This is a genomic window from Solwaraspora sp. WMMA2056, from assembly GCF_030345095.1.
GTDB lineage: Bacteria > Actinomycetota > Actinomycetes > Mycobacteriales > Micromonosporaceae > Micromonospora_E.
Window position 1 is genome coordinate 5,436,147 of record NZ_CP128360.1, and the last position, 26,263, is coordinate 5,462,409.

Annotated in this window: 21 protein-coding genes and 1 pseudogene; 13 read left to right on the forward strand and 9 right to left on the reverse strand. The window is 72.7% G+C overall.

The window, feature by feature from the left end; genetic code table 11:
* Positions 1-30 precede the first annotated feature (30 nt).
* A complete protein-coding gene (locus O7608_RS24510) occupies positions 31-2,487 on the forward strand; it encodes a ribonucleoside-diphosphate reductase subunit alpha (protein ID WP_502959227.1) in 2,457 nt (818 codons plus the stop codon).
* Positions 2,488-2,501: 14 nt separating this feature from the next.
* Positions 2,502-3,533, forward strand: a complete 1,032-nt coding sequence (locus O7608_RS24515; protein WP_289211012.1) for a ribonucleotide-diphosphate reductase subunit beta — start codon at positions 2,502-2,504, stop codon at positions 3,531-3,533.
* A gap of 30 nt (positions 3,534-3,563) precedes the next feature.
* Here O7608_RS24515 and O7608_RS24520 read toward each other — a convergent pair whose 3' ends face one another.
* From O7608_RS24520 to O7608_RS24535, 4 genes are all read right to left on the reverse strand, one after another.
* Positions 3,564-4,832 (reverse strand): MFS transporter, encoded by a 1,269-nt coding sequence (locus O7608_RS24520; protein ID WP_289206817.1) that lies wholly within the window; start codon positions 4,830-4,832, stop codon positions 3,564-3,566.
* Between the two features lie 107 nt (positions 4,833-4,939).
* A complete protein-coding gene (locus O7608_RS24525; protein ID WP_289206818.1) occupies positions 4,940-6,187 on the reverse strand; it encodes a Dyp-type peroxidase in 1,248 nt (415 codons plus the stop codon).
* A gap of 6 nt (positions 6,188-6,193) precedes the next feature.
* Positions 6,194-6,781, reverse strand: a complete 588-nt coding sequence (locus tag O7608_RS24530; RefSeq protein ID WP_289206819.1) for a copper chaperone PCu(A)C — start codon at positions 6,779-6,781, stop codon at positions 6,194-6,196.
* Positions 6,782-6,850: 69 nt separating this feature from the next.
* Positions 6,851-7,408: a copper resistance CopC family protein gene (locus tag O7608_RS24535; RefSeq protein WP_289206820.1), complete on the reverse strand. Its 558-nt coding sequence runs from the start codon at positions 7,406-7,408 to the stop codon at positions 6,851-6,853.
* A gap of 196 nt (positions 7,409-7,604) precedes the next feature.
* Here O7608_RS24535 and O7608_RS24540 point away from each other — a divergent pair, with 196 nt between their 5' ends.
* Together O7608_RS24540 and O7608_RS24545 are read left to right on the forward strand one after the other, a co-directional pair.
* Positions 7,605-8,813 (forward strand): MFS transporter, encoded by a 1,209-nt coding sequence (locus tag O7608_RS24540; RefSeq protein ID WP_289206821.1) that lies wholly within the window; start codon positions 7,605-7,607, stop codon positions 8,811-8,813.
* Positions 8,810-9,901: a hypothetical protein gene (locus O7608_RS24545; protein WP_289206822.1), complete on the forward strand. Its 1,092-nt coding sequence runs from the start codon at positions 8,810-8,812 to the stop codon at positions 9,899-9,901. Before O7608_RS24540 ends, O7608_RS24545 begins: the two co-directional genes overlap by 4 nt.
* Here the strand turns inward: O7608_RS24545 and O7608_RS24550 are convergent.
* Complete coding sequence (locus O7608_RS24550) at positions 9,841-11,037, reverse strand: acyl-CoA dehydrogenase family protein (protein ID WP_289206823.1); 1,197 nt, start codon at positions 11,035-11,037, stop codon at positions 9,841-9,843. The two genes, O7608_RS24545 and O7608_RS24550, sit on opposite strands and share 61 nt — an antisense overlap.
* A 161-nt stretch (positions 11,038-11,198) precedes the next feature.
* Here O7608_RS24550 and O7608_RS24555 point away from each other — a divergent pair, with 161 nt between their 5' ends.
* The 7 genes and pseudogenes from O7608_RS24555 (at position 11,199) to O7608_RS24580 (ending at position 17,951) form a co-directional block, all read left to right on the forward strand.
* The gene (locus O7608_RS24555) at positions 11,199-13,004 is read left to right on the forward strand and encodes a CoA transferase (RefSeq protein ID WP_289206824.1); all 1,806 of its coding nucleotides are present in this window, start codon (positions 11,199-11,201) and stop codon (positions 13,002-13,004) included.
* 2 nt (positions 13,005-13,006) lie between these two features.
* Positions 13,007-14,623: a class I adenylate-forming enzyme family protein gene (locus tag O7608_RS24560; RefSeq protein ID WP_289211013.1), complete on the forward strand. Its 1,617-nt coding sequence runs from the start codon at positions 13,007-13,009 to the stop codon at positions 14,621-14,623.
* Positions 14,620-15,306, forward strand: coding sequence for a metal ABC transporter ATP-binding protein (locus O7608_RS24565; RefSeq protein ID WP_289206825.1), 687 nt, complete (start codon positions 14,620-14,622; stop codon positions 15,304-15,306). The genes O7608_RS24560 and O7608_RS24565 overlap by 4 nt, the downstream gene beginning before the upstream one ends.
* Positions 15,307-15,310: 4 nt before the next feature.
* Positions 15,311-16,198 carry a metal ABC transporter permease gene (locus O7608_RS24570; protein WP_289206826.1) on the forward strand — a complete coding sequence of 296 codons (888 nt, stop codon included), beginning with the start codon at positions 15,311-15,313 and terminating at the stop codon, positions 16,196-16,198.
* Complete coding sequence (locus O7608_RS24575) at positions 16,119-16,913, forward strand: metal ABC transporter solute-binding protein, Zn/Mn family (RefSeq protein WP_289206827.1); 795 nt, start codon at positions 16,119-16,121, stop codon at positions 16,911-16,913. Before O7608_RS24570 ends, O7608_RS24575 begins: the two co-directional genes overlap by 80 nt.
* A 12-nt stretch (positions 16,914-16,925) precedes the next feature.
* Positions 16,926-17,051, forward strand: a pseudogene (locus O7608_RS32030) (FAD-dependent monooxygenase); the annotation flags it as partial.
* A gap of 165 nt (positions 17,052-17,216) precedes the next feature.
* Positions 17,217-17,951, forward strand: a complete 735-nt coding sequence (locus tag O7608_RS24580; RefSeq protein WP_289206828.1) for a siderophore-interacting protein — start codon at positions 17,217-17,219, stop codon at positions 17,949-17,951.
* Positions 17,952-18,003: 52 nt separating this feature from the next.
* Here O7608_RS24580 and O7608_RS24585 read toward each other — a convergent pair whose 3' ends face one another.
* The 3 genes from O7608_RS24585 to O7608_RS24595 form a co-directional block, all read right to left on the reverse strand.
* The gene (locus O7608_RS24585; RefSeq protein ID WP_289206829.1) at positions 18,004-19,308 is read right to left on the reverse strand and encodes an SPFH domain-containing protein; all 1,305 of its coding nucleotides are present in this window, start codon (positions 19,306-19,308) and stop codon (positions 18,004-18,006) included.
* On the reverse strand, positions 19,305-20,897 hold the full coding sequence (locus tag O7608_RS24590) for an SPFH domain-containing protein (protein WP_289206830.1): 1,593 nt from the start codon (positions 20,895-20,897) through the stop codon (positions 19,305-19,307). Before O7608_RS24590 ends, O7608_RS24585 begins: the two co-directional genes overlap by 4 nt.
* A 160-nt stretch (positions 20,898-21,057) precedes the next feature.
* Positions 21,058-21,672, reverse strand: a complete 615-nt coding sequence (locus O7608_RS24595) for a nitroreductase family protein (RefSeq protein WP_289206831.1) — start codon at positions 21,670-21,672, stop codon at positions 21,058-21,060.
* A gap of 254 nt (positions 21,673-21,926) precedes the next feature.
* On the opposite strand from O7608_RS24595, the gene O7608_RS24600 reads away from it, so the two are divergent.
* Positions 21,927-23,417: an RICIN domain-containing protein gene (locus tag O7608_RS24600; RefSeq protein ID WP_289206832.1), complete on the forward strand. Its 1,491-nt coding sequence runs from the start codon at positions 21,927-21,929 to the stop codon at positions 23,415-23,417.
* 84 nt (positions 23,418-23,501) lie between these two features.
* Complete coding sequence (locus tag O7608_RS24605) at positions 23,502-24,764, forward strand: ROK family transcriptional regulator (protein WP_289206833.1); 1,263 nt, start codon at positions 23,502-23,504, stop codon at positions 24,762-24,764.
* On the opposite strand, the gene O7608_RS24610 is transcribed toward O7608_RS24605, so the two are convergent.
* A complete protein-coding gene (locus O7608_RS24610) occupies positions 24,754-26,139 on the reverse strand; it encodes a short-chain fatty acyl-CoA regulator family protein (protein ID WP_289206834.1) in 1,386 nt (461 codons plus the stop codon). The two genes, O7608_RS24605 and O7608_RS24610, sit on opposite strands and share 11 nt — an antisense overlap.
* Positions 26,140-26,263 lie beyond the last annotated feature (124 nt).

Consider the following 26,263-nt stretch of genomic DNA (forward strand, 5'->3'; position numbering starts at 1 on the left):
GTTGGCCATCGCGCGTTCGCGCCCGTCTGCCTGCCCGCCCGGCCTCCCACGAGGCGATGCCAGGAGGCACCACAGGTGACCGTCGTCACACATCCCGCCGCTACCGCACCGGCGGCCACGCCCGGTCAGCAGCCGACCCGAATCCGCGACCGAGCGGGGACCGCCACGCCGGTCGACCCCGACCGACTCCGCGACGCGGTACGGCGCCACGCCGACGGCCTCGCCGACGTCGACCCGGGGCGGGTCGCGGCCAGGACGCTCAGCGGTCTCTACGACGGCATCACCACCGCCGAGTTGACCCGGCTGCTGATCCAGACCGCAGCCGACCTGATCGGCGAGGACCCGCAGTACTCCCGCCTGGCCGCCCGGCTGCTCGCCGACCAGATCGGCACCGAGGTCCGCCGGCAGGGCATCGGCTCGTTCAGCCAGGCGATCCGACTCGGGCACACCCACGGACTCGTCGGTGACGAGACGGCCCGGTTCGTCGCCGAGCACGCCGCCGACCTCGACGCCGCCACCGACCCGGCCGCCGACCGCCGGTTCGAGTACTTCGGGCTGCGGACCGTCTACGACCGCTACCTGCTGCGCCACCCCACCAACCGACAGGTGGTCGAGACACCGCAGTACTGGCTGCTGCGGGTGGCCTGCGGACTGTCCGACACCCCGACCGAAGCGGTCGACTTCTACCGGCTGATGTCGTCGCTGGCGTACCTGCCCAGCTCGCCGACGCTGTTCAACTCCGGCACCCGGCACACCCAGATGTCGTCGTGCTTCCTGGTCGACTCCCCCCGCGACGAGCTCGACTCGATCTACGACCGGTACGCCCAGGTGGCGAAGCTGTCCAAGTACGCCGGTGGGATCGGCATCTCCTGGTCCCGGATCCGCTCGCGGGGTGCGCTGATCCGGGGCACCAACGGACTGTCCAACGGGATCGTGCCGTGGCTGCGCACCCTGGACGCCTCGGTGGCCGCCGTCAACCAGGGCGGCCGACGCAAGGGCGCGGCCTGCGTCTACCTGGAGCCGTGGCACGCCGACATCGAGGAGTTCCTGGAGCTGCGGGACAACACCGGCGAGGACGCCCGGCGCACCCACAACCTCAACCTGGCCAACTGGATCTGCGACGAGTTCATGCGCCGGGTCGACGCCGACGCGACGTGGTCGCTGTTCAACCCGGCCGACGTACCGCAGTTGCCCGACCTGTACGGCGCCGAGTTCGACACCGCGTACCGGGCCGCCGAGGCCGCCGGGCTCGCCGTGCGCCAGGTTCCCGCCCGCGACCTGTACGGACGGATGATGCGCACCCTGGCACAGACCGGCAACGGCTGGATGACCTTCAAGGACCGGTCCAACCTGCTGTGCAACCAGACCGGGGAACCGGGCAACGTGGTGCACCTGTCCAACCTGTGCACCGAGATCGTCGAGGTCTCCTCGGACACCGAGACCGCCGTGTGCAACCTGGGCTCGATCAACCTCGGTGCCCACCTGACCGCAGCTGCGACCTCGACTGCGGCCGGGGCCACGGCCGCCGACGTGGACTGGGCACGGCTGCGCGACACGGTCCGCACCGCCGTGGTCTTCCTCGACCGGGTCATCGACATCAACTACTACCCGAGTACGCAGGCCGCGGCGTCCAACCCGCGCTGGCGCCCGATCGGGCTGGGCATGATGGGGCTGCAGGACGTGTTCTTCGCCCTCGGTCTGCCGTTCGACTCAGCGCCCGCCCGGGAGCTGTCCACCCGGATCGCCGAGGAGATCTACCTGACCGCACTGGAGACCTCCGCCGGGTTGGCGCAACAGTACGGGCCGCACCCGGCGTACCCGCAGACCCGGGTGGCGCGCGGGCAACTGCACCCCGACCTGTGGGGCGCCGAGCCGACCCAGACCGAGCGCTGGGCGGCGCTGCGGGTGCGGGTCGCCGAGCACGGACTGCGCAACTCGCTGCTGGTGGCGATCGCCCCGACGGCGACCATCGCCTCGATCGCCGGCTGCTACGAGTGCATCGAGCCACAGGTGTCCAACCTGTTCAAACGCGAAACCTTGTCCGGGGAGTTTCTGCAGGTCAACACTGCCCTGGTGGGACGGCTGAAGGCAGCCGGGCTGTGGACGGCGGCGGTCCGCGAGCAGATCACCCGGGCCGAGGGGTCGATCCAGCAGATCACCGCCATCCCGGCCGAGGTACGGCAGCTGTTCCGTACCGCCTGGGAGCTGCCGCAGCGGGCGCTGATCGACCTGGCCGCCGCCCGAGCACCGTACATCGACCAGAGTCAGTCGTTGAACTTGTTCATGGCCGCACCGACGATCGGCAAACTGTCGTCGATGTACCGCTACGCCTGGCAGTCAGGTCTGAAGACCACCTACTACCTGCGGTCGCGTCCGGCGACCCGGATCCAGCAGGCCACGGTCTCCGTCACGCCGACCGCACCGGTCGACACCGGGGCGGTGGCCTGCTCCCTGGAGAACGCCGAGTCCTGCGACGCCTGCCAGTGACGCCCCCCACCGAGATGCCGGGAGAGACCACCACGATGACACCGCGCCCGATGCTGCTCGACCCGGGGATGGACCTGACCCTGCGGCCGATGCGCTACCCGCACTTCTTCGACCGCTACCGCGACGCGATCAAGAACACCTGGACGGTGGAGGAGGTGGACCTGCACTCCGACCTGGCCGACCTGGACCGGCTCAGCCCGGCCGAACGGCACCTGGTCAGCCGGCTGGTCGCCTTCTTCGCCACCGGGGACACGATCGTCGCCAACAACCTGGTACTCAACCTCTACCAGCACGTCAACAGCCCGGAGGGGCGGCTCTACCTGTCCCGGCAGCTGTTCGAGGAGGCGGTACACGTCCAGTTCTACCTGAACCTGCTGGACACCTACGTCCCCGACGAGCAGGAGCGGACCGCCGCGTTCGCCGCGATCGACAACATTCCGTCGATCAAGCGCAAGGCCGACTTCTGCTTCCGCTGGATCGACTCCCTCTTCGGGGTGCGGGAGCTGCGGACCCGCGACGACCGGCGGGCCTTCCTGCTCAACCTGATCTGCTTCGCCGCCTGCATCGAAGGGCTGTTCTTCTACGGGGCCTTCGCCTACGTGTACTTCCTGCGGTCCCGGGGGCTGCTGCACGGCCTCGCCTCCGGCACCAACTGGGTGTTCCGCGACGAGTCGATGCACATGGCGTTCGCCTTTGACGTCGTCGACACGGTCCGCGGGGAGGAGCCGGACCTGTTCGACGACGAGATGGCCGAGCAGGTCCGCCAGATGCTCGCCGAGGCGGTCGAGGCCGAGGCACAGTTCGCCGAGGACCTGCTCGGCCGGGGCGTGCCCGGGTTGTCGCTGGCCGACATGCGCCTGTACCTGCAGCACGTCGCCGACCGCCGGCTCGCCCAGCTGGGCATCGCCCCGCTGTACGGCGCGACCAACCCGTTCGCCTTCATGGAGCTGCAGGACGTACAGGAGCTGTCGAACTTCTTCGAGCGCCGGGTCTCCGCGTACCAGGTGGGGGTGAGCGGGGCGGTGAGCTTCGACGAGGAGTTCTGAGCGGCCCGCCGCCGAGGTGGGGTCGGCCGGTCATCCGACCGGCTGGCCCACCGGCTGCGCTTCGCCGACCCGCCCGCGCCGGAATCCCGGGTACGTCAGCACGAAGGTGCTCACCGCGGCCATCAGCACCGCGCCGACCAGCACCGGCAGCGGCGCCCAGACCGCGTACAGGGCGGTGCTGGCGGTCGGTGCCAGGACGAAGGTCAGCCCGTTGGTGACGCCGATCAGCCCGGCGAGGCCGCCCTGTTCTTCCCGGTCGACGGCGAGCGTCGGTCCGGCGACGTAGCCGGGCATGGCGACGCCGAGGCCGAGACCGATCAGCGCCATCGCGACGATCAGCACGGCCCGGTGGGTGTCCGGGACGAGCAGCACGAAGCCGATCAGCGCCACCAGACAACCGACCCGTAGCAGCAGCGCCGGCCGCCAGCCGCTGCGGGGCACCACCACCGTCTGGGCGAGCACCATCCCGGCCCCGGCGGCCAGCAGCGCGCCGCCGGTGAGCAGGCCGGTGGCCTCGGCGTCGAGGCCGAACCGGTCCTGGACGAGGAAGCCGCTGACCACCTGGACGAACCCGAGCGCGGTGAACATGCCGAGCCCGGTCAGCAGGTACGGCCACACCCGGGCGTCCCACGGGCTGACCCGGACCGGGTCGGCGATCAGGTCGGTACGGGTCTGCCGGCGCAGCCGTACCGCGACGGCGGTGAGCCCGACGGCGAGCAGCGCCGGGACCGCCAGCAACGGCGCCATCAGGCCGAACCCGGCCAGCAGGCCGCCGACGAGGGCACCGGCGACCATCGCGACGCCCTGCACCGCGCCGATCCCGGCCATGCCGCGCACCCGGGCCGCCGGGTCGGGGGTGACGTCGGCGATGTACGCCTGGGCGGTGGGCGCCACCGCCGCGATGGCGGTGCCGAAGCCGACGCCCCGGAACACCACGAAGAGCAGGAACAGCGCGGTGCCGGTGACGATGCCGCGCATGCCGAGGTCGGCGAGCAGCGCGAACAGTGCCGTCGTCGTGGTGGCCAGGGCGAGCGCCGCGACCAGCACCGGTTTGCGGCCCCACGATTGGCTGCGCCGGCCCCACATCTGACTGGTCACCACCATCATCAGGGCGGAGACACTGATCATGACACCGACCTGCCATTCGGCGAGGCCGATCTGACGCGACAGCGGGGCGATGATCGGGTTCAGTGACATCTGGCCGAGGAAGACCAGGAACACCGCGCCGAGCAGCAGCGGGATCTGCGGCCGTGGCGCGGTGCCCGACTCGGGCACGACGGTGGCGCCACGGGGGATCATGCGGCCACGCTAGCCACCGGTGATCAGCTGCCCAAGGACGCCGGTCACATCCGTCGACCCGGGCGTGAGCTACGACGACCCGGGGCTGAGCTGCGACGGCGCCCGCGTCAGCTGAGCAGACTGTCGCCGATCCAGCCGTCGGGCGCGCACCCGGGCGGGATCGCGAAGACCGCCGACCCGATCGGGGTGACCCACTCGTTGAGCAGGTCGTGTTCGGCCAGCCGGCGTTGGATCGGCAGGAACTGCGCGTCGATGTCCGCCTGGTAGGCGGCGAAGATGAGCCCGCTGTCGGGGGTGCCGTCGGCACCGGGGACACCGTCGTAGTTGTACGGCCGACGCAGGATCTTGTAGCGGTCGTCGGAGACGTGCGCCCGGGTGACATGTGCGAAGTCCGGCATGATCGGCAGCCCGACCTCGTTGACCGCCGCGAAGTCGGGGACGTCGGTCTCCTTCTCCCCTGTCAGCGGCGCGCCGGTGTCGAGCCGGCGGCCGATCACCAGTTCCTTGTCCACCCGGCCGAGCTTGTCCCAGGTCTCCATCTCGGTCCGGATCCGGCGGACCACCAGGGTGCTGCCGTCACGGTGCCAGGCCGGACCGTCGTCGACCCAGACGGCGGTGTCGAAGTCGGCGGTGCCGGGCGTCGGGTTCCCGGTGCCGTCGATCTGCCCCATGATGTTGCGCTGGGTGTGCGCCTCGTGCTCCACGCCCCGGCCACGGCGGAAGCCCTGCTGCACCCAGCGGACCGAGGCGAACGGCCGGGTGTCCTTGATCAGCATCCGCTGGGCGTGCGCGACCGTGATCGGGTCGTCGGCGCAGATCTGCAGCAGCAGATCACCGCCGGACCAGCCCGGCTCCAGCCGGTCGATGGCGAACGGCGGCAGATCGGTGACCGACGACGGGCGGCGCTCGGCGATCCCGGCGGCGGCGTACAGCTGTGGTCCGAACCCGAAGGTGACGGTGAGCCGGGCCGGCAGCACGGCGAGCTCGGGTTCGGTGTCGGCCAGCGGTGGCACGCCCTGGGTGAGCCGGGCGGCGTCGTCGCTGAGCAGCCGCAGCAGCCGGACCAGCGCGGCCCGGTCGGTCGCCGGGCCCAGGGTGAAGGCGACGAACGCGGCGTACGCCTGCGGCGGGGTGTCCACCCCGGCCTGGCGGGGTCCGTGGAACGGCACCGTCTCGGTGCCGAAGTCGACCGGCGCCAACGTGGCCGCCCCGGTCGGGGCGGCCGCCGGAGACTCCTCGCGCGAGGCCGCCGCCGAGACCGCCGCCCCGCCTGCGAGGGCACCGCCGAGCGCGGCGGCCCCGCCGGTGAGCAGCAGCCGGCGGTCCACCTGCGGTGGTACGGGTTGATCGGTCATGCCGGTTCAGCCGTGGTCCATGCCCGTGCCCGGGTCGTAGCTCTCCTCGGCACCGGCGAACGGCTTGGCGACGGCGGTGAACTGCGACGTCGCGCCGTCGGCGAAGGTCACCGTGAAGGTGACCTCGTCGCCGGGCTGCACCGGTTGCGCGATGTCCATCAGCATGATGTGGTCGCCGCCGGGTTCGAGGGTGTGGCTGCCGCCGGCGGGAACGACGATCCCGCCCGGCTTCTCCCGCATCACCATCGCGCCGTCGGCCATCGCCATCTCGTGCAGCTCGATCGGCGAGATGTCAGTGCTGACGCCGGTGATGGTGATGTCGGCGTCGGTGTCGTTGACCAGCACCCCGAACGCGGCGGTCATGCCGTCGTCGGCGGCCTTCACCCACGGGTCGCGCACCACGAGGCCGGCCGTGGCCTCGGCCGACGCCGTCGCACCGGCCGACGCGTCCGGGCTGGGCTGCGCCTGGCTGGAAGCGTCGCCGTCGCCGCAGCCGGCAAGGGTGACGGCGAGGGCGAGGCCGGCGACGCCGGACAGCACCGCACGGAGCGTGGCGGTGCGCCGGACCGGGGCCGGCTGGAGCGCTGATGACATGCGGGTTCTCCTCACGAGTCGTACGACGGAAGTAGTCGCCGCACCGGCCCGGTCGGTTCCCGCAGTGAACTAGCTCACACGCCGGCGGCCGCGCAGGACGACGACGGCGGCCCCGCCGATCAGCAGCACCACGGCACCGGCGAAGGCGAGCAGCCACCCTCGGCGGCTCCCGTCCCCGGCCTCGTCCGAACCGGCCGCCGCACCGTCCTGGGCCGAATCCGCCGACGCACCGGTGAGCGGGACGTTCACCGCGAACCGGAACGCACCCTGCACCGGATGTCCGTCCACCGAGACCACCCGGTACGCGACCGTGTAGACGCCGTCGGGCAACGGCTGCACCGGGCGCACGATGCCCCGTTGCTGGTCGACGGTCGGCCCGTCGACCGGCATCTGAGCGCCGGCGGCGTCGCTGACCACGATCGTGGTGTAGTCGCCGTTGAGCGGTTCGGTGAAGGTCAGCACGATCTCCTCGGGCGACTGCGCCACCCGGGTGTTCTGGCCTGGTTGACTAGCCGACAGTGCGGCGTGCGCCGCAGCCGGGGAGGCCGGACCGACGACCACCACGGCGGCGAACAGCGCCGCCATGGCCCCTCGGGCGACCCGGACGGGTAGGGCTGATCTGGGCACGGACGGGACCTCCTGTCACAACGGCACCAGCGGCGGCCGGATCGCCATTCGATCATCCGACGGCGGCACCGGGCGAGGCCCGGCCGGTGCGATTCCACGGCCGGTCGCGGTCGCGGGAACCCGACCCTACGACGGGCCGACTGATGTTGCGTCGACGAGGGGAGGGCATCGGGTGCGGTCACGGACACGATGGTGGGTGCCGACGACGGTGGCGACCGCGGCGATGGCGGTGTCGATGCTGCCGCTGTACGCGGTCAGCGCGCTCGGTCCATACCTGGCCGAGGACCTGGGCGTGTCCCGGGCGGCGGTCGGGGTGCCGGTGACGGTCGCGTTCGCGGTGGCCGCGACGGTGTCGCTGGTCGCCGGTCGGCTGGTCGACACGGTCGGCGCCCGCCGGGGGTTGCTGTGGTTGGCCGCGATCGTCGCGGCGGCGCTGCTGACCGGTGCCACCGCCGGCAGTTACCCGGTACTGGTCGTCGCGGTGGCGGTGACCGGCCTGGGCATGGCGTTGGCGAATCCGGCGACGAACGTGCTGGTGGCGACGATGGTGCCGGCGCACCGACGGGGCGACGCGATCGGGGTGAAGCAGTCCGGGGTGCAGCTCGCCGCAGCACTGTGCGGGCTCGGGCTGCCGGTGGTCGCGGCGGTCCGGGGGTGGCCGGCCGGCCTGGGTCTGGCCGGGCTGTTGGCCCTGGGGCTGCTCGCCGCGACGTGGTGGCAGGTGCCACGCCCGGCGCCACGTGACGCCGCAGGCGGACCGTGGTGGCGGTGGTCGCGGCCACCGGGCTGGGTGGTCGGGCTGATGGGCTACTCGCTGCTGCTGGGTACCGGCCTGTCCGCGGTCAACACCTACCTGCCGCTGTACGGCGTACAGCAGCTGAGATTGACCGGATGGTCGGCCGGGACGCTGCTGGCGGTGTTCGGTGCCGCCGGTGTCGTCGGCCGGCTGTGGTGGACCCGGTCGGCGGACCGGCGCGCGGAGGTGACCTCGGTGCTCGCCGCACTGTCGCTGGTGGCCACCGCGTCGGCGGTGCTGGTGCTGGCGGCCGGGCTCTTCCCGCCGCTGGTGTGGTGCGGCGCGATCGGCGTCGGGATCTCGGCGACCGGGGCGAACGCGGTGTCGATGCTCGCCGTGGTCCGCGCCACGACCACACCCGGGCACGCCTCGGCGCTGGTGTCGACCGGGTTCTTCGGCGGGTTCGTCGTCGGGCCGGTCGGTTTCGGGGTCGTCGCCGATCTCGGCGGGTACGGGGTCGCCTGGTCGACGGTCGCCGTCGTGTTCGCCGCCGCTGGCGTGGCCGGGTGGCGGCTGGCCGTCACCCGGGCGGCAGCCCGGTCCGACACGACCGGCGGCGGGCCGCTCACCCGGCCCGTCGCACCGGCCGACAGGACGGCACCGTCGTGACCCGACCGCGTACGCCGTCGCCGACCGGGACGGCCGCCGCGCCCGCGCACCGGGCCGCGCTGGACGCGATGCTGGGCCGGCTCCCCCGGATCCACGCCGCCGTCGGCGACCGCTTCCCGCTCTACGCCGACCCGGCCACCGGGGAGTGGACCAGCACCCGGCGCGGGTCGTGGACCGGGGGCTTCTGGGCCGGGCTGCACTGGCTCAGCCTGGCCGTGCACCCGGACACGCTCGCGCGGGAGCAGGCGTCGACGGTGACCGGCCGGTTGTCGGCGCGGGCCGGCGACGACACGGTGACCCGGGCGATGACGTTCTGGTACGGCGCCGCCGCGACCGGCGGACGGCTCTGCCGGGACCCGGCGGCCGACCAGGTGGCGGCGGTCGGCGCGCGGGCGCTGGCCGCGTCGTTCGAACCCGGGTACGGCGTGTTCCCGGTCGGGACGGCGTTCGGCGGGCCGCCGCAGCCCCGGATCGGCATCGATGCGCTCGCCGCCGTGGTGGCGCTGATGAGCTGGGCCGACGAACCGCCCGGGTACCGGCGGCTCGCCCGCCGGCACGCCCGGGCCTGCGCCCGACTGCTGGTCACCGACGAGGGCCAGGTGCTGGCCGAGCGCACCCTGCCCGCCGACCGGCCGCCGCCGGCCCGCGAGCAGGTGTGGGCACGCGGGCAGGCGTGGGGCATGCTCGGTTTCGCCGTCGCCGCCGACCGGCTCGGCGGCGAGTTCACGTCGGTGGCGCGGCGGGTCACCGACTGGTGGCTGGCGACCGTGGGTCCGCCGGGGGCGCCGCTGGCGGTGTTCGGCCGGGCCGGTGCCCCGCTGGACAGCTCGGCGGCGGCGATCGCAGCCGCGGCGATGTGGACGCTCGGCGGTCAGCCGGCGCGGTGGGCGCAGCGGTACCGGCAGGCCGCCACCGCCACCGTCGACGCCCTCGTCGTCGGCCACCTGGCCGACAACGGGGCGCTGCGGGACGGCTGCTACGACCCCGACCGCGACATCGCCTGCCGGCACGAGCTGATCTGGGGTGACTACTTCCTGGCCGCCGTGCTGGCGCTGCGCTGCGGCGCGGTGCCGGTGGCCGCCTGGTAGTCGGCGAGCAGTCGGGTGGCGACGGTGGTGACGTGCCACTCGTCCGGGCCGTCGAGGATCCGGGCCGCCCGCGCGGCACGCAGCAGCATCGCCAGTGGCGTGTCGTCGGTCAACCCTTCGGCCCCGTACACCTGGATGGCCCGGTCCACGACGGCGTGGAACGCCCGGGCGGTGACGACCTTGGCGGTGCCGGTCGGGATCCGGGCGTCGCCCCCGGCCGCCACCGACGCGACCGCCGCGTGGGTGAGGGCCCGGGCGGCGGCCAGTTCGGCGTGGCTGTCGAAGACGTGACCGTGCAGCAGCTGCTTGTCGGCCAGCGGGTGCGGCCCGACCCGGCGACGCACCAGCCGGTCGCGCATCAGGTCGAACGCGCGGGCGGACTGGCCGAGCCAGCGCAGGCAGCGCAGGGTACGGCCCAGGTGCAGCCGGCCGGCGACGATCCGCAGGCCGGCTCCGGCGTCGCCGATCAGATGATCGGCGGGGACCCGGACGCCGTCCAGGTCGATCTCGTACTGCCCGCCCACGCCGAGCACCGGCAACTGCCGCACGATCCGGTAGCCGGGCGCGGTGGTCGGCACCAGCAGCAGGCTGAATCCGGCCTGGCCGCTGCCGCCTGCGGCGGCCAGCTCCGGTGCGGTCCGGCAGACCACGGTGGTGAAACCGGCGTCGGCCGCCCGGCTGGTGAACCACTTGCGACCGGTGATCACCCAGCTGCCGCCGTCGCGCTCCGCGCGGGTGGCCAGCGACATCGGGTCGGTGCCGGGCACCCCGGGTTCGGTCATCGCGAAACTGGGCGGGCAGCGGCCCTCGACCATCGGCCGGAGATAGCGCTCACGCGCGGTCGGCGTCGCGTGCGTGTCCAGCATCGTGGCGTCGAGCAGCAGGTCCGAACCGAGCACGGTCGGCCCGAAGTCGCTGTACGCCTCGACCTCGGCGAGGCGGGCGTACCCGGTCAGCGTCAGCCCCTGCCCGCCGAGCGTCGTCGGCAGCGGGAGCGTCCACAGCCCGGCCGTACGAGCCTGCCCTTGCAGCTCGGCCAGGAGGCTGCGGGCCGGGTCGCCGCCGGCCGCGAGCAGCCCCTCCACGGGCACGACGCGGCTGTGGACGAAATCCGCCACCCGATGTTCAAGATCCATCGCTGTCCCTCCAGGACGGCACCGTCGTGGTGGGACGGCGCGGTTCGAACCGTCCGGGAACCGGAACGGCTCGGTGCACGACTACTGCAGACGTGACAGTTGATGTCGGAGGCACCGGTACCGTAGTCGGTCCGGCGGCCGGTCCGGTTCCAGGCGGGACGTTGGCGGGTCACGTCGTCGCCGGCACGACCGCCACCACCGCAGATCAGGTCCTCGCCTGCCACCTTGTCGATCTCGGCGCCACGCGGGACCCCGGCGACGGGCCGCTGCGGCTCACCGTGCCCGGTGGGATGGAGCTGCCGGTCCAGATCGACTGGTCGCATCCGGGCGTCACCGCAGGCGACGCAGCGATGTGGCCGCTCGACGAGGTGACCGCCCAGGCCCGGTGCGCGCTGATGGCGGTGCACGGACGCGCCCGGGGCGGTCCGGCCCGGATCGCCCTGGACTACGTCGGCACCGCCGCCGGGCTGCTGGCCTGCCAGGGTGTCCTGGCGGCGCGGTTGGCCGGACTGCGCGGTGGTGCGCCCGCCGGCCCGGTGACGGTCTCGGTGGCCGGGGCCGCGCTGCTGACCGTGTCGCAGTATCTCGCCGCCGGCAGCGCCGTCGACCCGGAGTACGTCGAGCTGCCGGCGACCGCCGGCACACCGCCACCGTTCGCCTGCGCCGACGGGGCGTTGGTGGAGCTGGAGACCCTCGACCCGGCACCGTGGCACCGGCTGTGGACCGAGCTCGGCGTGGCCCCGTCGGTGGCGGGACACGCCTGGCGGGGCTTCGTGCTGCGGTACGCGACCGCGACCGCCCCGCTGCCCGTGCAGCTGCACGCCGCGATCGGGCAGGTGCCGTTTGGGCGGCTACGTGACCTGGCGCAGGCGGCCGGTGTCGCCGTCCAGCTGGTACGCGGGCACGCCGAGCGCTGCCACGACCGGTACCAGCCGGGAGTCGACAGCCCGCCGTGGCGCATCGGTGCCGGTCCGGTGGCGGCGGCGTCACCGGCGTCCGGGACGCGATGGCCCGCAGCCGAGGGGCCGCTGGCCGGGCTGCGGGTGGTCGAGGCGGGCCGGCGCATCCAGGGACCGCTCGCCGGTCAGCTGCTGCGGCTGCTCGGCGCCGAGGTCGTCCGGATCGAACCGGTGGGCGGTGACCCGCTGCGCGGCATGCCGCCGATGGTCGGCGACTGCTCGGCCCGGTTCCTGGCGCTCAACCGGGGCAAACGCATCGTCGAGGCTGACCTGCGCAGCCCGGCTGGCCGGGCGACGGTGCGTGACCTGGCCGCCGAGGCCGACGCCTTCGTCCAGAACTGGGCGCCCGGCAAGGCCGCGCAACTGGGGCTTGACGCCACCGACCTGTGGGCGGCGAACCCCCGGCTGGTCTACGCCTACGCCTCCGGCTGGGGGGACGCGGCCGGCAGCGACCCGCCGCCGGGCACCGACTTCATGGTGCAGGCGTACGCCGGTCTCGGCACCCACCTGCGCCCCTACGGCGAGGCACCGGCGGGTTCGTTGATGACCCTGTTGGACGTTCTGGGTGGACTGGTGGCCGTCGAGGGAGTCCTCGCCGGACTTGTCGCCGGCCACCGCGACAGGCGTGGACAGCGGGTGGACAGCAGCCTGCTGTCGGCAGCCGGGGTGCTGCAGGGTCCGGTGCTGCGTGGGGAACGCCCCGCCCGGCGTGAGCGCGACCCGCTCGACGGTCCGCTACCGGCCATCGGTGGCCAGCTGGCCGTACCGGCCGGCACGACACCGCAGTCGCTGACCCGCGCGACCAGCGCCGTCGGGCCGGCGGATGCGCTCGACCGGCTGGCGGGACTCCCGGTCGACGACGCTGTCGCCCTGCTGCGGGCCGGTGGTGTCGCGGCGGTACCGGTCTGTCCCGATCCCGGCCTGCTCGCCACCGATCCGGCCTTCGCCGAGCTGCTCGACATCGACGGCTGCGCCTACGTCCGTGCGCCCTGGAGGTTCGTCCGTTGACCGTGCTGACCGCCACCGACCTGGTCCCCGCCGCCCTGCGCCGCTGGTGGCGTCATTCCGGCTACTACCCCGATGCCGACCTGCACACCCTGTTCACCCGGCAGGTCACCGCGGCACCGCAGCGGGCAGCGGTGATCGACGACGAGGGAACACACTCCTACCTCGACCTCGCCGACCGAGTGTCCCGGCTGGCCGCAGCGTTGCGCGCCGCCGGGGTCGCTGCCGGCGAGGTGGTCGCGGTACAACTGCCCAACGGCTGGCAGGCGGTGGCGGTGGACCTGGCCGTCGCCGCGATCGGCGCCGTGGTGCTGCCGTACCCGATCGGCCGGGGCCGCCGCGACACCCTCACCTTGCTGCGCCGGTCCCGGGCGGTGGCCGCGGTCGTCGCGCACAAGTTCGGCGACGTCCCCTACGCCGACGTGCTCGCCGACCTACGCGGCGACCTGCCGGACCTGCGTACCGTGATCGTGGCCGGTGGCGGCGGCCCGGACAGCCTGGAGGGCCTGGCCCGCGACGGGGCCGCGACGACCCGGCGGCCGGCGGTACGGCCCGACGCCCCGGCCCGGATCCTCGTCTCCTCCGGATCCGAGGCCGCCCCGAAGATGGTCGTCTACTCGCACGAGGCCCTCGCCGGCGGACGGGGCGCGTTCATCGACGCGTTGCACACCGGGCCGGGGCCGATGCGCAACCTGTTCCTGGTGCCGCTGGCGTCCTCGTTCGGGTCGTCCGGCTCCGCGGTGACGGTCGCCCGCTTTGGCGGGACCCTGCTGGTGCAGTCCCGTTTCGACGCCGCGCGGGCGCTGGAGCTGATCGACCGGCACGGCCCGCACCTGGTGTTCGGGGTGCCGACGATGTTCACGATGATGCTCGATCATCCCCACTTGTCGAGGGTGGACATGTCGACGGTCCGGGCCGTCGTGGCGGGCGGGTCGCGGGTCGACCCGGCGACCGTCGCCGCCTGCCGGGACCGGTTCGGCTGCGCCTACGTCAACTGCTACGGCTCGGCGGACGGGGTCAACTGCACCACCGACCCGGCCGACCCGCCGGAGGAGGTGCACGACGCGGTCGGCCGGCCGAACCCGGCGGTCGCGGCGGTCCGGGTGGTCGACGAGGAGGGCCGGGACGTGGCCCCGGGCGAGGTCGGCGAGATCTGGGGGCTCGGGCCGATGAGCCCACACTGCTACGTCGACGCCGACTTCGACGTCCGCTACCGCACCGACGACGGCTGGGTTCGCACCGGCGACCTCGGCCGAATCGACGTCGATGGGTTCCTGCACGTGGTCGGCCGGCGCAACGAGATCATCATCCGGGGTGGGCGGAACCTCTCCCCGGTCGAGGTGGAATTGCTGGTGGCCCAGCATCCGGCGGTGCGTCAGGTGGCGTGCGTCGGCGTACCGGACCGGTTGATGGGTGAACGGATGGCGGTCTGCCTCGCCCTGCGCGAAGGCGCCACCGCCCCCACCCTTGGCGAGCTGGCTCACTATCTGACCGACGTGCACGGGCTGGAACGCGCCAAGCTTCCCGAACGTCTCCGGGTGTTCGACACGCTGCCACTGTCGCCGGCCGGCAAGGTCGACAAGCGGTGGCTGCGGGAGCAGTTCACCGAGACGCCCCAATGACCCTCCCGGCCGCCACGACCGACCCGTCGTCGCCCGGTGACGCTCTGCCACCGGCCGGCGCCGCCGTGGCCTTCAGCGGCGTGACCTGCCGGTACGGCCGGCGTACCGTGGTCGACGCGGTGGACCTCACCGTCGACGCCGGTGAGCACCTGACGTTGACCGGGGCGAACGGCTCCGGCAAGACGACGCTGCTGCGTACCGTCCTCGGGTTGCATCCGGTGGCCGCCGGCACCGTCTCGGTCGGCGACGAGGTGGCACGCGGTCGGGCCGGCTGGGCGCGGCGCCGGCGGGACGTGGCCTGGGTACCGCAACGGCTCGCCCCCGGCCGGTTCCCGCTGCTCGTCGCTGAGCTGCTGGCCAGCGGTGGCGCCGCGTCGGCGGCGGCCGACGCCGCCACCACACTCGGCGTCGGCGGCCTCGACGACCGACCGTTGCACACCCTGTCCGGTGGCCAGCTGCAGCGGGTGTTCCTGGCCCGTGCCCTCGGCGCGGTCGCCGCCGGGGCCCGGGCGTTGCTCGCCGACGAACCGACCGCCGCGCTCGACTTCGACGGCCAGGAACAGGTCGCCGGGCTGCTGGCGGCACTGCCGGTCACCGTCGTGGTGGTCTCCCACGATCGGGCCATGGCTCGTGCCTGTGACCGGGTCGCCGAGATGGCGGCCGGCCGGCTGCGGGTGATCTGACCAGGTGGAACACTTCCTCGACCTGTTGAGTCTGCCGGCGGTGCAGCGGTCGGCGATCGGGTTGGCCGTGGCCGCCGTCGGGTTGCCGATCGTCGGGGTGTTCATCGTCGGGCTGGACATCATCGCCGTCCGGTTCGCCATCATGCACGTGGCGTTGCTCGGCATCGCCGTCGGCCTGCTCGCCGGACTGGACCCGATGCTGTGCGGGCTGGTGGCCTGCGGACTGGCCGGAGCCGGCGTCGCCCCGCTGGCCCGCCGGCCCGCCGGTCTGCCGGGCGCGATGGGCCTGCTGATGACGTTCGCGATCGCCGCCGCACTGCTGGTGCTGTCGGTGTCCGGGGTGAACGCCACCGGCGCGTTCGAGCTGCTGTGGGGGTCGATCCTGGCCACCCGCGACATCGACCTCGTTGTACTGGCGGTCCTCACCGTCGCCGTGCACCTGCTGTTCTGGCGCTACCGGCGGCAGCTGGCGCTGCTGCTGTTCGACCGCGAACTGGCGCTGTGCTCCGGGGTGGCCGCCAGCGGCCTGATGCTGGCACTGCTGGTCGTCGTCGCGGTGGCGATCGGCGCGTCCATCCGGCTCACCGGCGCGCTGCTGGTCGACGCACTGACCATCCTGCCGGCCCTGGCGGCCCGCAATCTGGGCCGGTCGCTGACGTCGATGGCCGGCTGGGCGGTCGGCTTCGGGGTCGTCGGCAACGCCCTGGGCTTCACCGCCGCGCTCCTGCTCGACCAGCCACCCGGACCGGTGCTGGTCCTGGTGGCCGGCACCTTGACCCTGCTCACCTATCTCATCCCTGAAGGAGCACGTGATGCGCTGGTCCCGAACCGTCGTGGCGTTGACCGCGACGGCAACCCTCGCCCTGTCGACGACCGGGTGTGGCAACACTGACACCGATCCGGCACCGTCGAACAGCACCGGCGCCCCGGACGGCGGCCCGGCCGTCGTCGCCTCCACCACCTGGGTCGGTGCCCTGGCCAAGGCCGCCGGGATCGCCGAGGTCACGGTGATCGCGCCGGCCAACGTCCAGCACCCGCCGGACTACGACCCCAAGCCCAGCGACCTGGCCGCCGTCGCCGACGCCGACTACGTGCTGTACGCCGAGTTCGACGGCTTCGCCGACCGGCTCACCGAGGCGGCCGGCGGTGACGCCGAGCTGGTCCCCGTACAGTTGGAGAACACTCCGGCGGTGATCACCGCCGAGGTGACCCGCCTCGGTGAGCTGTTCGGCACCGCCGACGCTGCCGCCGCCTGGCTTGCCGAGTTCGACAGCACCTACGCCGAGTTGTCCGGCGAGGTGAAGGCGGCCAGCGCTGAGCCTCAGACGGCGGTGACCCACCTGTTCATGGCGTACTGGGCGGAGTTCGCCGGGTTGCAGGTCACCGGCACGTACGGGCCGGCGCCGGTGACCGCGAGCCAGCTTGCCGAGCTGACCGCCGTCAAGCCGGCAGTGGTATTGGCCAACGCGCACCTGCCGGGCGCCAACCCGGACGTCGACGGGGCCACCCGGGTGGACATCGTCAACTTCCCCGGCGCGGACCTTGACCTGTTGGCGGTCTTCCGGAACAACGCGGAAAGTATCAGCGCCGCGCTGGCCGGACCCTGAGTCGGTGATGTCGTGGAGCACGCCGCAGTACTGGTCGTCGGGGGCGGGCCCGTCGGGCTGGGCCTGGCGATCCGGCTGGCCCAGCTACGGGTCCCGACGGTGCTGGTGGAGCGGCACTCCTCGACCGCGACGTTTCCGCCCGGACGGTCATGTCGCCTGGCGCGCCCGCGGTACGCCGGCCGACAGTCTCGACCTCGTGTTGACGGCGATTCTGGCGCGACCGGATGGAGGCACGTCACACTCTCGACAGCCCCATTGAGGGTAGGCTCACCTAACAGTCACCACGTCCCGGGAGCTCTCGCGATGCCGTTCACGCTCACCCGAACCGCCGCCGAGCGGGTGTTCCGCCGGACCGCCCGGCTGTCCGACCGCACCTGGCTGACGCCGGGCTACCTGCGACTGCGCCTGACCGGAGCCCAGCTGCGCGGCTTCACGTCGCCCGGAGCGGACGACCATATCCGACTCTTTCTCCCGCTCGGTGCCGACGGTCCGCACGACGGCCCCAGCCGGGAGGTGACCCCGCTCGACTGGGACCCTACGGCCGGCTGGCTCGACCTGGAACTCGTGGTGCACCCTGGCGGGCTGGCCAGCGACTGGGCGGTCGGGGCTCCGCTGGCCTCCCCGGTGGCGGTCGGTGGGCCACGCGGCTCGACCGTCCTGCAGGGCACCCCGGACGCCTGGTTCCTGGCCGGGGACGAGACCGCGATCCCGGCCATCCGCCGGTTCGTCGCCGCGATGCCACAGACCGCGTCCGGACGAATTCTGATCGAGGCGCCCGACCGGGATCACCAGGTCGACCTGGCGCCACCACCTGGTGTCGACCTGGACTGGATCCACCGTGGCGACGGGCCACCGGGCCGGGCCCTGACCGGCGCGATCGACGCCGTCGACGCCGGGCAGCGACCGGCCGGTGCGGTGTTCGGCTTCGTCGCCGCCGAGCAGGCCGTGGTGCCGGCCGGCCGGGCGCTGCTGCACGACCGCTGGGCGCTCCCGCCGGAGCAGACGATCGTCAAGGGCTACTGGAAACACTCGGAGTAGTCGAACCAGCGCCGGTGCCGACGGGGCGCCCCGTCGGCACCGGCGGCACGGGTCAGGCCGGGTCGTCGGCGGCGCGGTCGGCCGTCGGCAACGCGGCGGCGCGGGGCAGCAGCTGCGCGGTGAGCAGGGTGGACAACGCGGAGGTGTCGATGCCGCCACCGCCGGCACCGTCGGTGCGCACCACCACCGGCTGCGGGGCCTTGCCGGCCAGTTCCGCGCCGACCTCCAGACGCCGCAGCGCCAGCTCGTACTGCAGCACGGCCCGGTTGTCCCGGTACGCCTGGGCGAGTCGCCGCTGTGCCTTGGCCTCGTTCTCGGCGGCGATCAGCCCGCTGCGGCCCCGGGTCTCGATCTCGAACCGGACCCGTTGGGCGTTGGTCTCCTGCTGCTCCAGCAGCCCGGCGACCTGCTCCCGGGCCTTGTTCAGGGCCGCCTTGACCTCGACGAACCGGGCGTCGCGCACCTTCTTGGCGCGCTCGATGTCCATCTGCAGGCTGTCGATGCGCCGCTTACGGGTCAGACCCCACTCCTGCTCGTACGCGGCGTGCTCCTTGGCGACCCGTTCCTGGGTGGCCAGGTGCTGCTGGTACTGGGTGGGCAGCTGCACGTCCGGGATGTTGCAGCCGGTAATCCGTACCCCGTAGCGGGACAACTGCCGGTTGAGCAGATCCTGCATGTCGGCGACGTCGGAGCCGCGCAGGTCGTACGCCCGCTCGGTCTGCACCTGGCGGGCCCGCTGCCGGATGGCGTCCTGCACGGCGCTGGACAGCACCAGGTCGAAGTTGCCGGCACCGATGGTCCGCACGAACAGCACCGCGTCGGTGATCCGCAGCTTCATGAAGAACTCGATCGAGCGCAGCGGCACGTTCTCCCGGGTCGGGCAGGCCATCACCGGCGCCGAGTACGGGATCTCGGTGGCGACGTCGACGACGAAGTCGACCCGCGACCACGGGTGCCACAGGTAGTGCCGGCCCGGCTCCAGGGTGCGGGTGACCGCGCCGTAGCGGGTCAGGACGCCGTGCGTGCCCTGTTCGATCTCCACGATGGACGACCGCCACCACCAGAGCGCGCCGAGCAGCAGCAACAACACGCCGACGAACCAGCTGGCACCGGCGAGCGCGCCGTAGGCGGCACCGATCAGCCCGTCGTCGCCGCGGACGGCGAACATCACCCCGCTGAGCAGGGCGAGCAGACCGAGCCAGAGCGGCACCATCCAGCCGAGCCGACGGCGGTGCTTGGGGATGACCACGGGGACGAGGCTGCCGGCGTCGCCGCCGCGCAGCAGTTGGGCGAGCTCGCTCCAGGGTGCGACGGCCTCGGAGATCACCGAACGGCCGCTGGCGAACTTGTTGATCACGGCCGAACCTCCGTGGTGTCGTCGGTCAGCTCCGGCGTACCGGAGGTCAGCGGGTTGGCATCGACTGTGGTGACGGTCGGGCGGTCGGCCTCGCGCAGCGCGGCGATCTCCGGTTCCCGTTCGGCGATGCGGGCGGCGACCTCGGCCAGCCGGGTACGCATGGCGGCCATGTCGGTGTCGCTGAACAGTTCCGCGCCCCGCTCACCGACCATTTCGCGGGCCAGCTTCAGCAGGTCGACACCGACCGCGCCGTTCGGGTCGGCCGAGCCGCCGATGCGCACCAGCCGGGGCAGGTGGTCGGCCACCTCCTCCAGGGTGTCGAGCACCTCGCGCTGGTAGCGGTACTCGAGGATCTCGGGAGCCTCGGCGGCGGTGACCGCCCGGATGTCCAGGGCCTGGGCCTCCAGCAGCGCCGCGTTCGCCTTCGCCTCGGACTCGGCGGAGACGTAGCGCTGGCGGGCCAGCGCCTCGGCCCGGTTGGTCTCCCGCTCCACGGCGGTGTCCATCTGCGCCTGGTACTGGGCGATGTCGGCCTGGATCGCCGACAGGGTCTCCTGCAGGGTGGCCAACTCCTTGGTCAGGTCGCCCTCGTCCTGTTCCTTGCGCAGCTGCAGCGCGTACTGGTGGGTGTAGGCGTCCTTGGCGACCCGCACCATCTCCGGGGCGGCCAGGTCCATCCGGTACTCACGGTCGGAGGGTTCGGCGTGGGTGATGTTGGCGTTGGTCAACTCGACCGCCGGGCGGAACTGCTGATTGAGCTGTTCCAGCAGGCGTCCGGTGTCCTCGCCGACCATGTTGTAGATCTCGGCCGCCTCCTGCTCGTAGATCAGGCTGCGGATGGTCTCGCTGACCGCGTTGCTGAGCTTCTCCTCGAAGCCGCGCACCGCGCCGAGGGTGTAGACGAACTCGACCGGGTCGCTGATCCGGAACTGGATGAACAGGTCGATGGAGGCCTTCACCCCGCCCTTGGTGGGGGCTTCGCGCACCGGGGCGTTGAACGGGTACTCGCGGGTGGTGTTGACGATGTACGACACCCGCTTCCACGGGTTCAGCAGGATCACCCGGCCGGGGCCGACGACCTGCTCCAGCTTGCCGAAGCGGGTGATCAGCGCGGCGCAGCCGTCCGGCACCATGACCATGCCCTGCCGCCACCAGACGAAGCCGACGGCGAACAGCGACAGCAGCCAGTAGTGGATGCCGAAGAACGGGTTGAACAGCACGCTGCCGCCGGCCACCGCGATGACGACGGCGGCGACCGCGCCGAGGACGAGCAGCAGCGACACCGGCAGCATGGTCGCCAGGGACCGGCCACGCGGGATCACCATCGGGCAGATGACGTGCGCCTGCCCGGACTCGTCGCGGCGTTGCTCGCTGCGGTTGAGCACCTCACCGGCGTCGTCGAGTGGAACCCGGCGCTGCTCCATGACGGTGTCGATGCTGCCGCCGAGGTCGCGGGCGGCCGGGAAGTCGACCGGGTCCATCCCGTCCTCGGCCAACTGCCCCCGACTGCCCCCGCCGGACCGGCCGGCCCCGCCGGGCTGGCCGCCCCCACCGGTCATGGCGGCGCCCCGGCGCTGCAGTTCCGCCATCGCCACCTGTCGGGGGTCACCACCCTGGGCGATCGCTTGGGCGGCGGTACGTATTCCTTGCTGGACCCGTGACACGGCTCCCCTTCCGGCAAGTTCCAGGTCCCGCGAATGCTAGCGGCCCTGGTCAAGTCCGGTGGTGCGATGCCGTGACGGGCTGCGGTCAACCGCGGTCGGCGACCAGGGCCGGGCCCACCGTGAGCGTCAGCTCGGTTACCGATAGTCGCTGCCGCGGTGCACGTTCGCGCTCGCCGAGCGTGGCGTCGAGTGCGTCGAGGCCGTCGGCCGGAGCGCGCCGCCCGACCGCGACGACGGCCAGCGGGGTGACGGTCGGGTCGTGGTCGAGCAGGGCGGCGAGCCGGTCCCGGTCGAAACCGCCCATCTGGTGCACGGCCAGACCTTCGTGCTGCGCCTGGACGGACAGGTGCGCGACCGCCTGGCCGGTGTCGTAGGCGGCCCAGGGGCGGCTGGTGCCGTCGGCGGTGACCGTCTGCGCCGCGACCACGATCAACGCGGCGGCGGCGGGCGCCCAGAGCTGGTTGCCGGGATCCAGGGTGTCCAGCACCCTGGTGTGGGCGGCGCTGCCCCGGCGGGCGACCGCGAAACGCCAGGGCTGACTGTTGCCGGCGCTCGGCGCCCACCGGGCGGCCTCCAGCAGCGCGGTGACCTGCTGGTCGGTGAGCTGGTGGTCCGGGTCGAACGCCCGGGGGCTCCACCGCTGCGCGAGCAGCGGGTGCAGTGGCTCGGCGGTTGTCGCGGTCTTGCGCAGGTCGGACACCGGGCGCTCCTGTCGGGTCGAGGTGGGTGACGGTCCGATCGACCGTACGACGATGTCGGTTGAGCATTCAACTATAAGACGGGTGTCGTGGCCACAGTGGGCCGACCGCTCGCCGCCACGCCGCCGGCAGCATCCGGGCCAACCCGCAGATCATCGACTTTCATCGCTCAAATACTTATCCTAAGGGTCGATAGATGTGGCGTCCGGCCGTCCTCGCACGTCACATCCGCCCACCCACCTGAAGGAGGCAGCCCGTGCCTGCCGTACCCCGCAACCCCGGCCCCGGCCGGTTCACCCGCACCGCCCGGTTCACCCGCACCGTCCTGATCGCCTGCGTCGCGCTGTTCGCCCCGCTCGCCCTGGTCGCCACGCCGGCCGCCGCCGCGCCGGTGACCGTCACCAACGGCACCCAGTTCACCGACACCACAGGTGCCGGCGTGCACGCCCACGGCGGCGGCATGATCAAGGTCGGCGCCTACTACTACTGGTTCGGCGAGAACCGCCACGACGACCACACCTTCCGGTACGTCTCCGTCTACCGGTCAACCGACCTGCGCACCTGGGAGTTGCGCAACCACGTGCTGCGCCAGTCCAGCAGCCCGGAACTGACGGTCGCCAACATCGAACGGCCCAAGATCCTCTACAGTGCGGCCACCGGCAAGTACGTGCTCTGGATGCACTGGGAGAACGGCGTCGACTACGGCCAGGCCCGGGTGGCGGTCGCCACCTCCGACACCGTCGACGGCAACTACACGTACCTGGGCAGTTTCCGACCGCTCGGCTACGACTCCCGGGACATGACCGTCTACCGCGACGACGACGGCACCGCGTACCTGATCTCCTCGACCCGGGTCAACGCGGACCTGAACATCTACCGGCTGACCCCCGACTACACCGGCGTCGCCGCCCTGGTCCAGACCCTGTGGCCGGGCAACTACCGGGAAGCGCCGGCGATGTTCAAACGCGACGGCGTCTACTTCCTCGTCACCTCCGGCGCCACCGGCTGGCAGCCCAACCAGGCCCGGTACGCCACCGCCACCAGCATCACCGGCACCTGGAGCGCGCCGACGACCTTCGGCGACAGCATCACCTACGGATCCCAGCCGGCGTACGTGCTGCCCGTGCAGGGCACCGCCACCACCTCCTACCTCTACCTCGGTGACCGGTGGGCCAGCGCCTGGGGTGGCCGGGTCAACGAGTCGCGCTACGTCTGGCTGCCGCTGACCTTCCCGTCGGCGCGGACACTGAGCATGAGCTGGCATCCGCAAATCAGCGTCGACACCGCCACCGGGCAGGTCACCGGCATCGGCGGCGGGTACGCCTACGAGACGCTGCGGGCCCGGCACAGCGGCAAGTGCCTCGACGTGCTCAACGCCTCCACCGCCGACGCCACCGAGGTCGCCCAGTACGGCTGCCACAACGGCGGCAACCAGCACTGGCAGCTGCGTGACCTCGGCACCGGCTACCACCAGCTGGTGGCCCGGCACAGCGACCGCTGCCTGACCGTCGCCGGTGGCTCCACCGCCGACCACGCCACCATCGCCCAGTACGCCTGTCAGCCCGGCCGCACCGACCAGCAGTGGCAACTGGTCGACGTCGGCTCCGGTCACCTGCGGATCGTGGCCCGGCACAGCGGCAAGTGCCTCGACGTCGCCGGCTACTCCACCGCCGACAGCGCCCGGTTGATCCAGTACACCTGCAGCACCGCCGCCAACCAGCAGTTCCAGCGGGTCGGCGTGGTCTGACGCCGCCCACCTGCCGTACGCCGCCGCCACGACCGGCACACTGGGTGCGGCGGCGTACGGCGAGGGCGGACGGGGGTGGTCGAGGTGCGGCGTACCTCCCGGGACATCCGGGTCGCGAACCGGTTCGAGGTGCTGCGGCAGATCCTCGCCGCCGGCGCGGTGTCCCGTCAGGAGGTGGCCGGCGAGACCGGGCTGAGCCAGGCCACCGTCTCCACCCTCGTCAGCCAACTGCTGGACCTGGGCCTGCTCACCGAGGTCGGGTTCCAGGACTCCGGCGGCGGCCGCCCGCGCGGCCTGGTCTCGGTCGACCCGGCCGGCGGCGTCATCGTCGGCGTCGACGTGGCCGAGACGTACGTGCACGTCGACGCCTTCGACCCGACGTTGACCGTGCTGGCCAGCCACACCGACCGGCTGCACCCGGCGGAGAACCGGCCGGAGCAGGTCGTCGCGCACGTGGCCACCGGGGTGCACGCGGTGCTGCGGCACCGGCGCGTCGCCCGCCGCCGGCTGCTCGGCGTCGGGGTCAGTGTGCCCGGTCAGGTCGACCGGGAAGGCGGGGTCAGCGCGTTCGCGCCCAACTGGAACTGGCACGACGTACCGCTGCGGGGTCTGCTCGCCGCCGCGCTGGACCTGCCCGCGCGCCCGGACCTGCCGCTGCACCTGGACAACCCGCTGCGGGCCAGCGTCGTCGCCGAACTGTGGTTCGGGGCCGGCCGAGGGCGCGACCACGTCGCCGTACTGACCCTCGGCACCGGCGTCGGTGCCGGCCTGGCCTTCGGCGGCAGCCTCTACCGTGGTGCCACCAACAGCGCCGGGGAGTGGGGGCACACACGGCTGGTCCCCGACGGGCGGGCCTGCCACTGCGGCGCCCGGGGCTGCGTCGAGGCGTACGTCGGGGCCCCCGGGATCGCAGCCCACCTGCGTGAACGGGACCCGGCCAGCCCGATGCTGCGGTACGAAGGCCGGACCGCCACCATCGACCAGACCGCCACCATCGACGCGCTCGCCGCCGGGGTGGCCGCCGCGGATCCGACCGCGGTAGCGGTCGTCGCCGACACCGCGTACCACCTGGGGGTCGCCGTCGCCGACCTGGTGAACCTGGTCAACCCGCAGGTGGTGGCGCTCAGCGGGTGGGTCACGGCCCGGCTCGGGCCGGCGCTGCTCGACGGGGTACGGGCACAGGCCGCCCGGCACGCGCTGCGCCGGCCGTTGGCGGCGGCCGAGATCACCCTGGGCCGGGTCGCCGGCAACCCGGTCAGTCTCGGCGCGGCGACGTTCGCCCTGGAGGGCCTGGTCGCGGCGATCGGCGCGCCGCCGGCGCGGGCCCGCGCCCGGCTCAGTCCTTGAGCGGGTACGGGATGAAGGTGCTGCGGTTGACGTCGACGTCGAGTTGCCGGCTGATCGGTGGGGCCGCCCGCTGCGGGCAGGTCATCCGCTCACAGGTCTTGCAGCCGGGGCCGATCGGCGTGGCCGCGTCAGCGGCGTGCAGGTCCATCCCGGCGGAGTAGACGAGCCGGCCGGCGTGGCGGGTCTGACAGCCCAGGCCGATCGCGTACACCTTGCCGGGTTGGCCGTAGCCGCCGTTGTGCCGGATGACGGTGCGGGCGATCCACAGGTAACGCTGACCGTCGGGCATCGCGGCGACCTGGGTGACCACCCGGCCCGGCGAACCGAACGCCTCGTAGACGTTCCACAGCGGACACGTGCCGCCGGTGCGGGAGAACGGGAACCCGGTCGCGGACTGACGCTTGGACATGTTGCCGGCCCGGTCGACCCGGACGAACGAGAACGGCACCCCGCGCGAGCGGGGCCGCTGCAGGGTGCTGAGCCGGTGGCAGACCGTCTCCCAGCCCATCGCGAAGTGCTCGGTGAGCAGGTCGATGTCGTAGCGGCGCTGCTCGGCGGCGGCGAGGAACTGCTCGTACGGCAGGACCAGCGCCGCCGCGAAGTAGTTGGCCAGCCCGACCCGGGTGAGGATCTGGGTCTGGACGTCACCGAACCCCTCCTCCTCGATGATCTCGTCGATCACGTCGGCGTACTCCAGCAGGGCGATCTGGGCGGCCATCCGGATCGCCTCCTGCCCGGCGCGCAGCGAGGTCGACAGGTGCAGGGTCCGGGTCTGCGGCCGGTAGCGGTGCAGCTCACCGCCGAGGGACTCGGCGTCGTCGCGGGAGATCCGTACGCCGTGGCGCTGCGCGAGGCGGTCCTGCAACGCCGCGCGGGCCTCGCCCCGGCGGATGCCGATCTGCGCGGCGAGCCGTTCGGCGGCCTCGTCGACCGCCGGAACGTAGTTCTGCCGCCGGTAGAAGAACTCGGTGACCTGGTCGTGCGGGCTGTGGCCGAGCCGTTCCCGGTCGCCGACCAGTTCGGACAGCTGTTCGTCGACCTGCTGGTAGCGCCGGTGCAGGTCGATGACCGCCTCGGCCACCTCGGGCAGCCGGGAGGCGAGCTCGGTCAGCTCGCCGATCCCGGTGCGGGTGCCGAGGGCCTCGCGCAGCCCGGCGACCAGACGCGGGGTGTCGTGCGGGGCGAAGCTGGTCGGATCGACGCCGAACACCTCGGTGATCCGCATCAGTACGGCGACGGTCAGCGGTCGGGAATCGTGCTCGATCTGGTTCAGATAGCTCGCGGAGATGTTGAGCTGCCGGGCCAGTTCGGTCTGACTGATGCCCCGCTCCTCACGCATCCGGCGCAGCCGGGCACCGGCGAAGGTCTTGGTCACCGCCCGCACCTCCCGGGTCGCCGCCGAACACTATTCGCACACGTTAACACGCCACGGACCGGCATTAACACAGCTGCCAACAGGACAATTAGCAAGTTGGCAAAATCTGCTGAAAACTTTTCAA